The sequence below is a fragment of the Virgibacillus sp. AGTR genome, assembly GCF_016919725.2.
Lineage (GTDB): Bacteria > Bacillota > Bacilli > Bacillales > Amphibacillaceae > Virgibacillus > Virgibacillus salarius.
On record NZ_JAJERH010000092.1, the window covers coordinates 1 to 15,386 of the forward strand.

The 15,386-nt window shown below is 36.5% G+C and carries 18 protein-coding genes; 7 read left to right on the forward strand and 11 right to left on the reverse strand.

Annotated features, from left to right (window positions below):
• Window positions 1-208: 208 nt before the first annotated feature.
• The 5 genes from JUJ52_RS20740 to JUJ52_RS20760 all read right to left on the reverse strand — a co-directional run bounded on the left by JUJ52_RS20740 (window position 209) and on the right by JUJ52_RS20760 (window position 4,505).
• On the reverse strand, window positions 209-748 hold the full coding sequence (locus JUJ52_RS20740) for a PepSY domain-containing protein (protein WP_026680337.1): 540 nt from the start codon (window positions 746-748) through the stop codon (window positions 209-211).
• Window positions 749-1,097: 349 nt separating this feature from the next.
• Window positions 1,098-1,685 carry a PepSY domain-containing protein gene (locus JUJ52_RS20745; protein ID WP_026680336.1) on the reverse strand — a complete coding sequence of 196 codons (588 nt, stop codon included), beginning with the start codon at window positions 1,683-1,685 and terminating at the stop codon, window positions 1,098-1,100.
• Window positions 1,686-1,785: 100 nt separating this feature from the next.
• Window positions 1,786-3,144: a sensor histidine kinase gene (locus tag JUJ52_RS20750; RefSeq protein WP_205389553.1), complete on the reverse strand. Its 1,359-nt coding sequence runs from the start codon at window positions 3,142-3,144 to the stop codon at window positions 1,786-1,788.
• The gene (locus tag JUJ52_RS20755; RefSeq protein WP_121604527.1) at window positions 3,141-3,836 is read right to left on the reverse strand and encodes a response regulator transcription factor; all 696 of its coding nucleotides are present in this window, start codon (window positions 3,834-3,836) and stop codon (window positions 3,141-3,143) included. The genes JUJ52_RS20750 and JUJ52_RS20755 overlap by 4 nt, the downstream gene beginning before the upstream one ends.
• Before the next feature lie 102 nt (window positions 3,837-3,938).
• Complete coding sequence (locus JUJ52_RS20760; protein WP_026680333.1) at window positions 3,939-4,505, reverse strand: GNAT family N-acetyltransferase; 567 nt, start codon at window positions 4,503-4,505, stop codon at window positions 3,939-3,941.
• 87 nt (window positions 4,506-4,592) lie between these two features.
• Between JUJ52_RS20760 and JUJ52_RS20765 the strand changes: the two genes are divergently transcribed.
• The 3 genes from JUJ52_RS20765 (at window position 4,593) to JUJ52_RS20775 (ending at window position 6,874) form a co-directional block, all read left to right on the forward strand.
• The gene (locus JUJ52_RS20765) at window positions 4,593-5,219 is read left to right on the forward strand and encodes a VOC family protein (RefSeq protein WP_121604526.1); all 627 of its coding nucleotides are present in this window, start codon (window positions 4,593-4,595) and stop codon (window positions 5,217-5,219) included.
• Window positions 5,220-5,582: 363 nt separating this feature from the next.
• Complete coding sequence (locus tag JUJ52_RS20770; protein WP_226983616.1) at window positions 5,583-5,966, forward strand: hypothetical protein; 384 nt, start codon at window positions 5,583-5,585, stop codon at window positions 5,964-5,966.
• 26 nt (window positions 5,967-5,992) lie between these two features.
• Complete coding sequence (locus JUJ52_RS20775; protein ID WP_308036060.1) at window positions 5,993-6,874, forward strand: S8 family peptidase; 882 nt, start codon at window positions 5,993-5,995, stop codon at window positions 6,872-6,874.
• 341 nt (window positions 6,875-7,215) lie between these two features.
• On the opposite strand, the gene JUJ52_RS20780 is transcribed toward JUJ52_RS20775, so the two are convergent.
• From JUJ52_RS20780 to JUJ52_RS20795, 4 genes are all read right to left on the reverse strand, one after another.
• Window positions 7,216-7,956, reverse strand: a complete 741-nt coding sequence (locus tag JUJ52_RS20780) for a Type 1 glutamine amidotransferase-like domain-containing protein (RefSeq protein ID WP_121604524.1) — start codon at window positions 7,954-7,956, stop codon at window positions 7,216-7,218.
• Window positions 7,957-8,316: 360 nt separating this feature from the next.
• On the reverse strand, window positions 8,317-8,637 hold the full coding sequence (locus JUJ52_RS20785) for a thioredoxin family protein (protein WP_026680331.1): 321 nt from the start codon (window positions 8,635-8,637) through the stop codon (window positions 8,317-8,319).
• 72 nt (window positions 8,638-8,709) lie between these two features.
• The gene (locus tag JUJ52_RS20790) at window positions 8,710-9,519 is read right to left on the reverse strand and encodes a DUF368 domain-containing protein (RefSeq protein ID WP_026680330.1); all 810 of its coding nucleotides are present in this window, start codon (window positions 9,517-9,519) and stop codon (window positions 8,710-8,712) included.
• Window positions 9,520-9,671: 152 nt separating this feature from the next.
• Window positions 9,672-10,811: a thiolase family protein gene (locus JUJ52_RS20795; protein ID WP_205389552.1), complete on the reverse strand. Its 1,140-nt coding sequence runs from the start codon at window positions 10,809-10,811 to the stop codon at window positions 9,672-9,674.
• 218 nt (window positions 10,812-11,029) lie between these two features.
• Here JUJ52_RS20795 and JUJ52_RS20800 point away from each other — a divergent pair, with 218 nt between their 5' ends.
• The 4 genes from JUJ52_RS20800 (at window position 11,030) to JUJ52_RS20815 (ending at window position 13,577) form a co-directional block, all read left to right on the forward strand.
• Window positions 11,030-11,188: a YfhE family protein gene (locus JUJ52_RS20800; RefSeq protein WP_080668632.1), complete on the forward strand. Its 159-nt coding sequence runs from the start codon at window positions 11,030-11,032 to the stop codon at window positions 11,186-11,188.
• Between the two features lie 185 nt (window positions 11,189-11,373).
• Window positions 11,374-12,294, forward strand: a complete 921-nt coding sequence (locus tag JUJ52_RS20805) for an ABC transporter ATP-binding protein (protein ID WP_026680328.1) — start codon at window positions 11,374-11,376, stop codon at window positions 12,292-12,294.
• A gap of 1 nt (window position 12,295) precedes the next feature.
• Window positions 12,296-13,240 (forward strand): ABC transporter permease, encoded by a 945-nt coding sequence (locus tag JUJ52_RS20810; RefSeq protein WP_308036061.1) that lies wholly within the window; start codon window positions 12,296-12,298, stop codon window positions 13,238-13,240.
• Window positions 13,241-13,397: 157 nt separating this feature from the next.
• On the forward strand, window positions 13,398-13,577 hold the full coding sequence (locus tag JUJ52_RS20815; RefSeq protein WP_026680326.1) for a hypothetical protein: 180 nt from the start codon (window positions 13,398-13,400) through the stop codon (window positions 13,575-13,577).
• Between the two features lie 151 nt (window positions 13,578-13,728).
• On the opposite strand, the gene JUJ52_RS20820 is transcribed toward JUJ52_RS20815, so the two are convergent.
• Together JUJ52_RS20820 and JUJ52_RS20825 are read right to left on the reverse strand one after the other, a co-directional pair.
• The gene (locus tag JUJ52_RS20820) at window positions 13,729-14,001 is read right to left on the reverse strand and encodes a YkvA family protein (protein WP_026680325.1); all 273 of its coding nucleotides are present in this window, start codon (window positions 13,999-14,001) and stop codon (window positions 13,729-13,731) included.
• Between the two features lie 199 nt (window positions 14,002-14,200).
• Window positions 14,201-15,271 (reverse strand): PQQ-dependent sugar dehydrogenase, encoded by a 1,071-nt coding sequence (locus JUJ52_RS20825; protein WP_051388272.1) that lies wholly within the window; start codon window positions 15,269-15,271, stop codon window positions 14,201-14,203.
• Window positions 15,272-15,386: the final 115 nt, after the last annotated feature.

The window sequence follows — 15,386 nt, forward strand, 5'->3', positions numbered from 1 at the left end:
TTTTATCCCGCCTATAACTGGCAGTAATATCCCCATTTTATGCAATAAAGTGAAACCTATATGGTTACAGGGAATCAACTGCCAGTAAATGTCCGATTGGTTCGGGCCTACATGGAAGTAGGTCACAAAGGCGTTACCACAGGACGTGGCGAATGAAGCCTTTGTACGTATTTGTTTCAGTAAAAGCCGGATGGAAATTTCACTTTATTTAATCGTCATCGTCTTCTGTATCAATGTCCATTTCTATAATATCACCGTTCTTTGCATCAAGTTCAAAGTCTGCTTCTTTCTTACCATTTCTTAATTCAACTTCATATACTAGCTGATTGTCATCCTCATCTAGCTCAATGCTTATTACGTTACCATCAAAGTTTTGTTTAGCAATTTCTTTCGCTTTGTCAACACCAATGATAGCTTCCTTATCTAATTGAACGGATGAATCATCCTGCAAATCATCGTCTTTTCTTTCTGTGGAGCTTTCGTGTAGTACTTCTCCTGTGTTAGCGTCTAGCTTAATATCATGCTCAATATTCTTTTCTTTTACTTCTACTTCATACACCGCTTTATCCAAATCCTTTTCCAATTCTAATTCAGTAATCGTTCCAGAATACTGCTCCTCAACCATTTGACGAACCTGATCACTATTTATTTTTGGATTTGCTTCATCAGCTTGTGAGTGATAAATGCCTGTTCCAAAAATCGTAGCTCCTATAAGTGTTCCTATTACAATACTAAATGTTTTTTTCATTTTATTATTCCTCCTCATTTCTTGTTAGTTATATCATAACCATTAAGAATAAGAAGACCGTGTGAATAACATTAGAATTTAATGAGAAAAAATAAATCTATTTTAACGTAGCACATAATTACATGTAATCATTAATCTGTTAAGAAAAACAAAAGATGGTGAGAAAGTCTTTTCTGATTCAGGATGCTCTCCATTCCCCTTTTCATGCAAAAATAATAAAGCATGGGTGTATGAAAAGTAATGGCGTTTTAAAGAATAACTGCCGAGGCAACGCCTCGACAGTTTCTGAATAGCTCAAAGTGAAACTTCAATCAGTGGGGTCTTACTGTCAGTTATATGCGGAATCCACTTAATCATCATTATCTCTTTCTATATCTTTATAAATAACTTCACCTGTAAATGCATCAATGGTAATATCAGCCTCGTCTTCTCCTTTAACTAATTGCACCTCATAAACCATCCGACCATCATCTTCATCAAGTTCTAATTCTTCAATGGTTCCTTCAAATTGCTCTAAAGCAAGTGCTCGCGCTTTAGCTTTAGTAATAATAACTTCTTTTTCTGACTGCTGATTTTCCTTATCATTATTGGAATCCGCTTTTTGTTCCTTTTCTTTCTTCTCTTTAGACTCATGGGTAGAATCATCGTCAACAGAGATACTCAGCTCTTTTAAATTTAATACTTTTCCAGTATTTTCATCTATTTGAATATCGTAGGCTTTACCTTTATGATCAATAATTGCGTGAAAATAACCATGTGTTTCATCTTTTTCTACTTCACCATGAATACTTCCCGGATATTGTGATGTTATTATGTTTTCTGCTTCTAATTTAGAAATTTCTGCACCAGATGATCTAATGCTAAAATAAAATATACCCAAGCTTAGCAGGCTAATCGCTACAATACTAGCTATAATGGTACTTACTTTCTTATTCAAGTTCACCCCTCCTTACTTCCCAAAGTTACTAAACATATCTGAGAAGCTACGGTGATTCACATTAAAATTTACTAAGAATAGAGTGTTCGTTCTGTCACTTTTATGCGGAATAAACAATTGGAAGACTAACAGTAAAGGTTGAACCTTCTTTCATTTCACTTATAACTGCTATTTTCCCTTGATGTTCTTTTACTATTGCCTTTGCTATTGCAAGACCTAAGCCTGTTCCACCTGTATCCCTACTACGAGCTTTGTCTACACGATAAAACCTTTCAAAGATCCGATCCAGCTCCTGTGCAGGAATTCCAGCCCCATAATCCCTTACCGAAAAAACAGCCTGATTATTATTCGCTTCTAACCTAACTTCTATCTTTTCATTACTATATTTAAGCGCATTATCTATTAAAATGTAGATTACCTGCTCTAACTGATCACGGCTACCATTTACCAATAATTTTCGCTGTACTTGATCAAATTGTATCTCTCTGGAATAAGCGCCGCGAAACGTAGTGACTGTTTCTTCTACTAAGTCAGCTATATCTACTTTTTTCATGACAGCTGACTCCTTATTTTTTGCCAGGCTTAGCATTTGCTCCACGAGTTTGCTCATACGATCTGCTTCAGAATCAATAGCCTCGATAGATTCCTTAACTAGTGATGGATTGCCCGTTCCTCTCCGCTCCAACAATTGAGCATAACTTTTTACTATTGATATAGGAGTTTTCAATTCATGAGATGCATCAGATACAAATATTTCCTGCTTTTCAAAATTATCCTTTAAGTGATCAATCATCTCATTAAATGTCTTCTCCATCTCATAAATTTCATCCCGAGATCGTTTGTCTACATCAATTTTTTTCCAACTCGCTTCTTTCATATTTTCTCGCATGGTATGAATAAAAGCTTTTATTGGATTTAATAAAAACCGACTAAGTACATTTCCAGCGATAATAATTGGAATAAGCATGATTCCAGATGCAGCTAGCAGTACGTAAAACAAGGTAGTCATTGTATTATCTAAGGTTACAAGGTGCTTGGATACTTGTAAGGTAACTACCTCACCTGCATGTTTTCCTGTTTCCCAAATAATCGGTTTAGATACAACTGCAACATCGGGTTCATGCGCCTGCTTTTGTATCATTTGTGTTTCTGTATTCGTAAATTTAGGTGCCAACTTATAATTACTCGATTGAGAAGAACTTTTCATTGCTGTCTCTGACCGATCAACGATTTGGATCATACCTTGCTGCGGCGAAAATGAACGTAGCAGCTCTTTAGATGTAACATCAGGATGTTCTTTAATCGTTTTTACCAACGTATCTGTTTGTTCTGCCAACTGCTCCAATTGACTATCGGTAGAAATTTTATAAAACAAAACATAAATGGACGTATTAATTAATACAATTAATACGAGAATGAACAAGCTTGAAAACAATTGAATCTTTGTTCGCAACCTCATGAGACATGATCCTTTATCGTGTAACCAACACCTCGCACAGTTTGTATGTATGCTTGATCATAACCTTTATCCACTTTCTGGCGTAAATAACGAATATATACATCAACAACATTGGTATCTCCAAAATAATCAAATCCCCAAACCTGCTCAATTAATTGCTCTCTTGATAAAACAATGTTTTTATTTTTCAACAGACAAACAAGCAAGTCAAATTCCCTAGGTGTTAATTCAATTTGTTCATCCTCACGTTTCACTTCTCTGCTTTGTGGATTGATATGCAAATTCCCAACAGATAGCGTATCACCATTACTATCATTTTTCTTAACCGGAGTCCTTAAATGCACGCGAATCCGTGCAAGTAATTCCTCAATTTGAAATGGTTTCGTGATATAATCATTCGCACCTAAATCTAAGCCACTGACCTTATCATGCACCTGATCTCTTGCAGTTAACAAGATAATCGGTGTCCTCTCATCTGATCTTCTTACTCTTCTTAAAACCTCTAAACCGCTAAGCTCTGGAAGCATAATATCCAGAAGTACAAGATCCCAATCCTTAGCTTCTATTAATTGTAGTGCATCCTTTCCATTAGCTGCCACTTCTGTCACATACTGCTCATATTCTAATTCAAGTTGTAAAACTCGACTTAATTTCTGTTCATCCTCAACAATTAGTATATTTGGTTGACTCATGCTATCACCTGCTTTTTTATACTTATCTTGCTATCAAATCCAGCCTTTATTTGTAATTTTAAAAACATGTATCGTTATCCGTCTAGACGAATGATACATACCCTACCATTCTATCCTAGCATATATACACGTATTACGGAGCTCATCACTATCTATAGCTCGAGAATCCTGTCTGTGAATACCTTCCAAGGTGTAGCCTAGACGCTCGCATATTGCTCTACTTCGCTCATTTCGTTCATCACATTTGATCTCCACCCGGTTTGCTCCTAATGTTTGAAATGCAAATTCAGTCAGGCCCGCTACTGCTTCCGTCATATACCCTTTTCCTTGGCATCTAGAATCAATCCAATAACCAATTTCAAATTTCGAAACGTCCCAATCGATACGATGTAGACCTGTGCTACCAATAAAAGCTCCACTTACTCGGTCGAAAATAAGAAAACGTAAATCCTCCCGCTTTAAAAAATCCACATGCGATTCTCTTATATTTATTTCTGTTTCTTCAAGTGTCTGTTCACTTTTTGCAAAAGGAAGCCACTTTTTTAATTCTTTTCTACTTGCTTGAATTGCTTCATAGACAGCTGTACCATCTCCTGGTAGTGGTAAGCGAATAAATAGCCTTCTCGTGTGAAATTCTTGTGGGAATTCTTTTAATATTGGTTGCTGCATTGCTCCTTTTCCCCTTCATCTTTAATTTTTATCCATTATACTGAGTAACAAAGGAAATGAAAAGAAGTTTTAAAGGGAGGTCATCAAATGCTAGCATTAGATCATATTGTAATAGCCAGTAAGGATCCAGCTCATGCAGCGCATCAATTAGCTTTACAGCATGGTATAAAAATCGTGGAAGGAGGAAGACATGAGTTTTGGGGAACTTATAATTATTTAGCCTATTTTGCAAATGATTGTTATGTAGAATGGCTTGGGATTTTTGACAAGCCCGTTGCAGAGCAATCGTCTAATCCACTAATTAAGCAACTCGTTACAACTCTTCAACAAAATGAAGAACTACCTGTTCAAATTGCATTAAGAACAGATCATTTAGGTAAATTTATCGACCAATTTCAAGCCTCTTCGATGAAATACACTGGACCTGTCGCAGGACATCGAAGAAAACCTGATGGAACTAATTTGTCATGGAAAATGCTATTTCCACAAGGGCAAAGCAATCTCCCCTTCTTAATAGAGTGGGATAACCAGATAAATAAACCGGATAACGCTCAATTCCTTAATAAACAGCAAATTAAAAGTGTAGCTTACCCCTTTCCAAGCGACAATTTTAACAATATTTACCAAGAACAGGTTAAAAATGATGGAATTATATTAGCGAACACATATTTACACCTCAGAAAAGAAAAGGAGATTGATTTTCAGATTAAGTAAAACGTCTTGAGGGAGCAGAACTATTTTTCTCCCTCTATTTTTATAGAAAAAATACTAGTAAACAAACAGCGCATGTACAGTTAACCTTACAACGTCTATGTTCATCATAAAACACGCCTCTTATTTCTGAATATATTTTATTGCCCGAATAGTTTAAATTGGTAATTTCGGCATATTGTTCACAATATCATCCAATGCTAATCTATTAGCAAGGACTTATCCTATCAAATCAAGCTACATGACACTTATTTTCTTAAAGATGACCAAATAATTGAGATATCCACCATGCCAACGGGTTTGTTCTCATTACTTATAGCTCTATTTTGTAGATTTTAAAAAATTAAAATCACAAGGAGGAAGAAAATGAGTAACAGAAAAAAAGTTTGGTTTGAAGAGGCTGGTCGCAGACTCGATCCGAGTTTAGTAGAACAATTACGGATAAAACGCAGAGAAGATCCTTACGAAACAACAAATGAAAAATTACCAGTAATCGTATACTATTCTAGAGACACCGATGATAATAAGAAAAAAGATTTATTTCATAGTTGTCAACTAGACAACCATAGTAAATTAGACAAAGAAATTGGCAGAAGATCAATCTGTGGAGACTTAACCCCACAAATGATTAAACAGATTAAAGATCACGATGCCGTTGAACGCATTTTTTATAATCGTACCGTAACCGCCTTATTGATGTTGCCAGTAAACAGATTGGCTCTATCGACATCCAAGAACAGAGCGGACTAACTGGAAAAGGAGTTAGCATTGCAGTAATTGATACTGGCGTACATCCACATGCTGATTTAACACAACCCACCAATCGTGTGATCGCCTTCAAAGATTTTATAAATAATCAGAACGAACCATACGATGATAATGGACATGGCACCCATTGTGCTGGAGACGCTGCTGGGAATGGACATCAATCAGAAGGGTTATATACCAGCCCCGCTCCCGAGGCTTCGATCATTGGTGTAAAAGTACTTGACGAGAATGGTAGTGGTAGATTATCCACGATCATTGAGGGAATAGATTGGTGTGTAACTAATAAACATAACTACAACATTCGCATTATTTCGCTTTCATTAGGAGCACAGGCATATGAATCTTATCGAGATGATCCATTGGCCGTAGCAGTACAAGAAGCTTGGCATCAGGGGATTGTCGTTTGTGCAGCAGCTGGTAATAGTGGCCCTGAACAAACCACAATCACTACGCCTGCTATCAATCCCTTTATTATTACCGTAGGATCAACAATGGATCAAAATACAGAAGAACGTTCTGATGATCATATTGCTACTTATTCTAGCAGAGGACCAACCATTGACTCACTAATTAAACCAGATATCTATGCACCAGGTACGGATATAATCTCCTTATTAGCACCCAACTCTAAAATAGAACAACAAGTACCTGAGCAAGTTGTAAATGATTATTATTTACAACTATCTGGAACATCTATGGCTACTCCTATCTGTGCTGGTGTAATTGCACAAATGTTAGAAGCAAATCCGAATCTAAGCCCAAATGATATTAAAAGTATCTTGCAAACAACCTCCAAACCGGTGCTCAACGACCTTTGGGGATATATAGAGGCAACAAGTGCCGTTAATATGGCTACTGACTATATGCTTTTTCAAAAAACCGCAAAATAAGAATTGCCTTCTAACGTACCACAAATACATGAAAATATATAGTGAAGCTTCAATCTGTGGAGATCTTACTGCAAGCTATATACGGGATAAATTTCAAACGAGGCTGGAACAAAACACAACTTCTTTACTCAAAATACGGATAATCATGTTATCAATAGGAGGGGCATCGCCGCACCGTGAAAATATACGCGCTTTCCACGGGCAACGGCCTCAGCTAACTTGGCAAAGAAAAACACGTTACCACGTGGATCTTCGGACTCGTGCTGTTCCCGCCGGAGTCTCGCTTATTTCAGGTGCTAAAGAATGATTCTGATCAAAAAACGAACGATAATTAATTTCAACTAATCATCATTCATTTTTAATTGTTTCTCATTCTTTTGTCTCAGCCTCGTTTTTGTATGAGTAAAAGAAATCCTATCATTTGCTTGAATTTTTACTACATCTCCATTTTGTATTTGATAAATACCACAGCCTTCCGTTGCTTCTAATTTGCCATTAAGCAGGTAAATGCCTGCTCGTTCGTCTATTCCGTAATTATCGGAATCTATATGAGCTTGAACAGCTTGCTTTAAATGTTCCTCATCCTGCCACTGTGAGAAGTGAACGGCGATTACAAGCTTTGAAAGTAATCCTAGACCAGCTCTTTGTTGATAAATACCTTTCACATTATCTTTTGGCGAAATAATACAAAATTTAGGACTAATTAATGCCCCAGCTGAAAATCCCGCTACAGGGGCACCAAGCTCATACCGATGTTTAATTACATCGGAAATGGGTGAATCAACAATGTAATCAGCATAAAGGTTTGTATTTCCTCCGCCAATTAGAATTCCAGAGCTTTCTTTTACAGTATTTATGACAGTCTCTACTGGGGTACTCGGAAGCGGTAAATAATTAAAATTTCTAGCTCCTGCTTTCTCTAATAAATTTGTATATGTTGGCATATAAGCTCTCCAACCTTTTCGCTCGATAAAGAGGACGGATATAGAACCGGCAAATACATTACTTTGTTTCATAAAAAGACTAGCCATTTTACTAGTGAATGGTGGACCGCTACCAAAAAGAAATAGATGATTATCCATAGAGCACCTCTTTCCTTCAATTATTCATTTATACCTATAATAGGTTATGAAGACGTCAGTTGCATAGGTACCATCTCTCATTAAGTTGTTACTGTTCGGTAACAAGCGATCAAAAAACTGCCGAGAAAAGCTTCTCGACAGTTTTTTATAGTCTAGGAAATTTAGGAATTATAAAATTTACCCATGTGGATAAATACGGGAATGTTGATGCTACGTCAAGCTCCAACGCCCAGAAACGAGGCGACTTCACGAATGGCCCTAATCTAAGTCAGCATTGGCTCGCAAGCACATCATGATTCCTTTATCTCCGTTAACTTGCTCCAGTCACTAGTTTCTAATCGGGCGCTTACGCTTTTGTTCTTATCCTAGTTGTTGATGAAGGAATTCCGTAACTGATTCCGGAGTCTTTGTATAGGCACTATGCTGGTGTGCCTTTTTCTCCCCATTTTGGAAAATTAAAATACTTGGAATTCCCATAACATCATATTTTTCTGCGATGCCTTTAACCTCATCACTATTAATTTCGTACCATTTATAGTTATTGAATTCCTCCAAAATATCACCGATAAACATATCCATTCGCTTACAGTCTGGGCACCAGTCTGCAAAAAACTTAATAATTACCGGCTCTTCATGTTGGATAATTTCATTAAATGCTTCTTCTGATTTAATTGGTTCCATGTCTATCCCTCTCTTTCCTACTACGTCCATTGTAACGATTTTTACGAACTTTGTCTTATTGTTTGCTCTATTTTAATATTCTACTCTTCCTAATATATAAGCAACGAAAAGTCCTCCAGCAAACGAAACAATACTAGTAAGCACTAACGCCGGAGTTTCAGGCCATCCAGGAAACACCACAAATACAGATCCAATAACCATACCAATTATTACGGCAAATGTTGCTGTCTTATGATGTGTTAGGAAATAGTTGATAATCTTACTCATAATAACAATTCCAATCACAATCCCAATTCCTGTGACTACTATAATATCTAACTGAAAGTTACTAATTGCACCGATGACAGTTGGATAAACTCCAAGTATCAGTAACATAAATGAACCACTTATTCCTGGTAAGATCATGGCACTACTTGCAATAAAACCAGATATAAATAACAATATATACGTGGTCGTATTTAATTGGGTTATAATGGCACCCTCATCTGCATTTAAGAAAAACATCGATCCAACAATGATAATCCCTATAACCAGCAACAGAATATGCCTACCTTTAAATGTCGACCTTGCTTCTGCTTTACGAAATAAATACGGCAGCACACCAATAATTAAGCCTAAAAAAAAGAATTGTGTCGGACCAGGATAATGCTCGAAAAGCCACTCTATGACATGACTTAAGAGTAGTATAGCTGTTGCGACACCAATACCTAATGGTACTAAAAAGCCTAATTGTTTTTTCCAATCTTTGCTTAGGAATCCATTAATAGCAGCTATTAATCTATCATATATTCCTAATAATACAGCAATAGTTCCACCGCTCACACCAGGGATAACATCACTTGCTCCCATCAGTATTCCACGATAAATATTTTTCCATTCCATATTATAATCTCCTTAACTAGCAAAAAGTACGTAAGGCTAAATTTGGACATCATTAGCCAACGATAAAAATATCATATCAAATATTAACTACATTTTATAGAATAAGTTCTATTATTTATGAAAATGAATCAGATTTTATCTTTCAACTAATTCTAAAGTCGCTCAATAATCGTAGCATTCGCCATACCCATACCCTCACAAATAGCTACTAATCCGTACTGCCCTTGAATACGCTCTAATTCATGAAGGAGGGAAACGAGTAGCTTTGTACCAGTTGCACCTAATGGATGCCCTAAAGCGATAGCCCCTCCATTTACATTTAATTTACGTTGATCTGCATTTAAATCATGTAACCATGCGATAGGTATAGACGCAAATGCTTCGTTTACTTCATATCGATCTATGTCATCAATGGAGAGGCTTGCTTTATTTAATGCCTGCTTTGTAGCAGCAATTGGTCCAGTCAGCATCAGTGTTGGATCAGAACCAATCACAGTGCGCGCAATTATTTTTGCTCTAGGTTCCAAACCGAGCATAGCTGCTTTCTCCTTCGACATGAGTAATACCGCACTTGCTCCATCACTCATTTGACTCGAGTTCCCTGCCGTAATTCTTCCTTCCTCCATAAAAACTGCTTTTAACTTAGCCAATGCTTCTAATGTAGTATCCCTACGAGGACCTTCATCTGTATCAAACACACTATCCTTTTCTTCACTATGTATAGGTACAATTTCCTTTTGAAACCGCCCCTGATCCACTGCATGGATTGCATGTTTATGACTCCTTAAAGCGTATGCATCCAGCATATCTCTCGATATATGCCAACGCTGTGCAATCTTTTCTGCGGAAACTCCTTGATTAACAATTTCATAATTAGCCGTTAGCTTGTTACTTGGCTTTGTTTCTCCAACATTAGAAAACATTGGTGCCCTTGTCATACTTTCCACGCCACCTGCAATAACTACTTCCATGTCTCCGGAAGCGATAGCTTGCGCTGCGAAATGAACTGCCTGCTGGCTTGAACCACATTGACGGTCAATCGTCACTCCAGGTACATGTACTGGAAATCCAGCAATCAAAGCTGCAGTTCTAGCAATATTACCTGCTTGTTCATTACATTGAGTGACACATCCTAAAATTACATCTTCAATTATATCCTTTTTTACTCCTGCTCGCTTTACTAGTTCCTCAAGAATAATGGCAGCAAGCTCATCGGAACGATAATTCTTTAACGCTCCCTTTCTTCTTCCAACTGCTGTCCTACATCCCTCTACGATTACAACTTCACGCATATCCCTTCCCCCTTCTGGAATGTATATTTCTATTATAACCCTTCAAACTTGTATTCTGAAAGTTTGAAAAAGAATTGAATTTTCGATGGGATATTAAGTTAAACGGATTCTCTTCTAACAAGGTGGGAACTTCTTGGTATTAATTAAAAATGAATGTTTTATTTTATACACACAGGGTAGATAAATGATGTAACCATTTTTAAGAAAGGATTTTTTAAATGAGAAATACACAATATCAACCAACGAAAAACAAGCAACTTTCTGATGCACAAGAAGTCCATTATTCCAAGGATTTCAAACAAGCCGACATCGCTGGTGGATATCGTAAGCCTCGTGTAAAGCAAGCAAAAAATGAAAATCCAGATTTAGTGAAATAGCATAGGTTGCTGATGGATTGACTGTTATCCAGGTTGAACATTCTTAATCATATTCCCCCCTTAAATAGAGGTCTCCAAGATGTACAAGCTATATGCCATACATTTTGGAGATTTTTTTATTTTATTGAAACAAATAATATTATTATTTCGTACTAGTTATTAGCAATTTATTGGAGGTAGTATAGATGACTTTAGCAGCAATGGAATTAATCGATGTGAAAAGGTCAATTGGTAACAAAGAAATTATAAAGGGATTATCCTTTTCTATATATAAAGGAGAGGTCTTCGGTTTCATTGGCCCAAATGGCGCAGGAAAAACAACTACTATTCGTATGATGGTCGGTTTAATGAAACTGACAGATGGTGACATTCATATTTTGGGTAACAGTATTAAAACAAATTATAAAAAAGCGGTGCGTGAAGTTGGAGCGATTGTTGAAAATCCTGAAATGTACCCATTTATGAGTGGATGGCAGAATTTAATGCATTATGCAAGAATGATTCCTGGTGTTACAAAAGATAGAATTAATGAGGTAATTAATCTAGTAGGATTAGAGAAACCCATCCATGACAAGGTTGGAAAGTATTCCTTAGGTATGCGACAACGACTTGGTATTGCTCAGGCGCTGCTTCACAAGCCTTCCGTATTAATTTTGGATGAACCAACAAACGGATTAGATCCCGCTGGCATTCGTGAAATCCGTCAATACATAAGGAAGTTGGCAAAAGAAGAAGATGTTGCAATTATTATCTCTAGTCACTTACTATCTGAAATTGAGCAAATGTGTGATCGGATTGGGGTTATAAAAAATGGTGAATTAATATCCATTCAAGATGTTGGTGAACAAGCATCCGTAGATAATCTTACCAAAATCCAAGTGGAAGTAACGCCACTGGAAAAAGCCAAGAACTTGCTTAAGGAACATTATGATATAGAAACAATTGTAATGGACAACGGCCTTTCCTTCCAAGGCGAGAAAGAAAAAATACCTGCAATCATAAAAACGTTTGTTGAAAATGATTGTTCTATTTATCAAGTTAGCGTAACAAAAGGGACGCTAGAAGATCAATTCTTTGAACTGATTGGAGAGAATACCATTGAGTAGAATGTTAAAACTTATTTATAATGAACAACTAAAAATATATATTCGTAAATCAACATGGGCTATGTACATTATATTAGGCGTCATCATTATTGGTTTGGCAGTTATGACAAATAGCTTTGGCGAATTAGGTGAACAATATCAAGGTGATGATTGGCAGGAAGTACTACAGCAGGAAAATAAAGAATTGCAGAAAGAAGGAGAAGAGGACGAATTTGTAGGTAGCTTAAACGCAAGTATCATCGAGGAGAACAATTATTACTTAGACAATAATATTCAACCAACACCCTACGGTGCTTGGCAGTTCCTAAGGGAAAACATGTTGCTACTTTCCGTAGTAAGCTTATTGACAATTATAATTGCAGCTGGAATTGTTGCAAATGAATTTCGCTGGGGTACCATTAAACTATTATTAATACGACCAATCAGTCGTAGTGGTATATTATTATCTAAATATATTTCTGTCTTATTATTTGCCTTATTTACATCCATTTTTGTTTTTCTATTCTCCTTTATTATTGGCGCAGTATTCTTTGGTGTGGAAGGAATGAATCCATCCATAGTAAGTAACGAAGCTAGCGGTTATACGACTATTTCATTAATACCAACTATTTTCTCAGAATATGGATACAGTATGGTCAACCTTGTAATGATGACAACTTTCGCATTTATGATATCTACCGTATTCCGTAATAGTGCGTTAGCAATTGGTACTGCCATTTTCCTCATGATGGCTGGGAATTCGATTGTAGGCTTTTTCCAAGATAAGGAATGGGCAAAATATATCTTATTTGCAAATACAGATTTAAGTCAATATGCAGATGGTAGAACACCATGGATTGAAGGCATGACATTAGGATTTTCCATCACAATGTTAATTATTTATTATGTAGTATTCATCCTTTTATCTTGGTTATTTTTCACGAAACGAGATGTAGCAGGACAATAGAAAAGTGTTTTCAGCAATTTTCTATCCATTTTTCTTGGTTAGAACAATTCGTTCTAACCAAGAAAAAACATTATGATATAAATTTTACGAAACACATATTATAATAGATGCATACCATACTATTGAACTATTGACCTTAGCAATCGGGGTGTTTTTCGTGAAACGATACTTAACAGTATTTTTTATTGGATTGAGTGCTATTATATTAGTTGTTGGGCTAAGAACTAACTTCCAATGGAACGGAATTGTTTCTTGGGGATTGTCCTTTATATTCCTTTTATTTGCAGCTTATTTTACGAAGTATATTCCGAATGAGAAAGAGCGTAACAAGCATTAGACAACCCAACAATATCATTTTATTTTTTGAGATACTCCATCGGGCTGAGACATATTTACCAGCCCGTCTTTATTTAAATCAACCCCCGCTCTTCAGTTACGCACCATTGTCAAGGCGTTCAATTTTTAAACACTTTTGCCCTCCAACGCTATTAAAATGAATATTTCTCCTTTAACGATTGAGGTGCCATTTTCACCATCCATTGAAGTAAGAAAATTGCTACCGTCACATCATCCAGTAAGCCAAATCCTAATAAAAAATCTGGAATTAAATCGAATGGTAGAAGAAAATAACCGATGATAAAGCCTGCAAATAATAATTTCTTTGCTGTTGCAATATCCTCAGCAATGAAAAAGTCTTTTATAAACGGGACAGAACGAGGAAATGTAAATAAGAAACGTATTCTTCTTAATACCTTTTTCATGAGTAAAGCACTTCTTTCTATCTAATGTCTTCGATAATTTACCGATTGTACTTAAAAAGCTATTATATATTCTATATTGTCCTCCTAATGCGCCGACGATATACTAGGCTGTATTCCTATGATGTTCATTATGACCTATTCATTTCAGTTGTAAAACTACAGGATGAAACAAAGAGGTTCTAATTGTAAACAAAAACCATTATTGATGAAGCTGATTTTCTGGAATTGTTATATAAATCAACTTGTCATCCTCCTGTGATGGGCTCCCTCTCCCATCAGTATTATTGGTAATTACATATAACCCATGTTGATCTGCAAACACATCACGTATTCTTCCGATATCTGAAATAACCTCCACTTCACTTCCAGTCATTGGGTTAAATTGACGAAGTGCCTCTCCTCTTAATGATGCAAAATAGAAGTTTCCATGTAAATTAGCCATTCCAGAAGGTGCCCACGTCTGTTCGTTCGAGTGTACAATTGGCTGCTCCATCCCATCTTGCGCTTCATCTCCCTGAATAATTGGCCAGCCATAGTTGTTACCAGCTTTTATATGATTAATTTCATCGTGTGCATCGGAGCCATGTTCCGTAGCGTATAATTGCCCCTCCACATCCCAAGCAAGTCCTTGAGGATTACGATGACCATAAGAATACACATACGAATTACCAAAAGGATTATCTTCTGGGACAGTCCCATTTAATTCCATCCGTAATATTTTTCCTGCTAAACTATTTTTACTTTGTGCCAATTCTGGATTCGTCGCATCTCCAGTTGTAATATATAGCCGATTATCTGGTCCTATTTCTAACCTTCCACCTTGGTGATATTCACCACCCGGTATTTCATCGATCATACGCTCTGTCTCTATCCAGTTACTTTCTTTTTCCTCTATTTTAACCACTCTTTGAAAATAAGCTCCACTTTTTTCGTAGGAATAGTAAGCAAATGCTGTTTGTGTTGATGAAAAATCTTCTGGAAATGCCAGCCCTAATAAGCCAGCCTCCGATTGCTGAGATAAATCTGCAGCAAACTCCACTCGCTTGCGCTGTACCTTTCCTTCCTTTACTGTAACAATATGACCTGTTCGTTCACTAATATAAATACGATCATCTACAACCTCGATCTCCCATGGCTCTTGTAGGTTAGTTGCTAGTACTCTACGCTGATCACTTGAGGTAGTTACGTTCTCTTTTTCCTTTTCAGGTTGTTGATTTTTTTGATCTGCAAAATCGCTTTCATCTTCCGTACAGCCCGTTAAAAATACCATTACAACAAGTACTATAAGAAAAAAAATGAAGTTACGGATTGTTAACACCTCAACATATGATTATTTTTGTTTAGTATTCCCATTCGTATATAAGAAAAACGGAGCAAAATTCGCT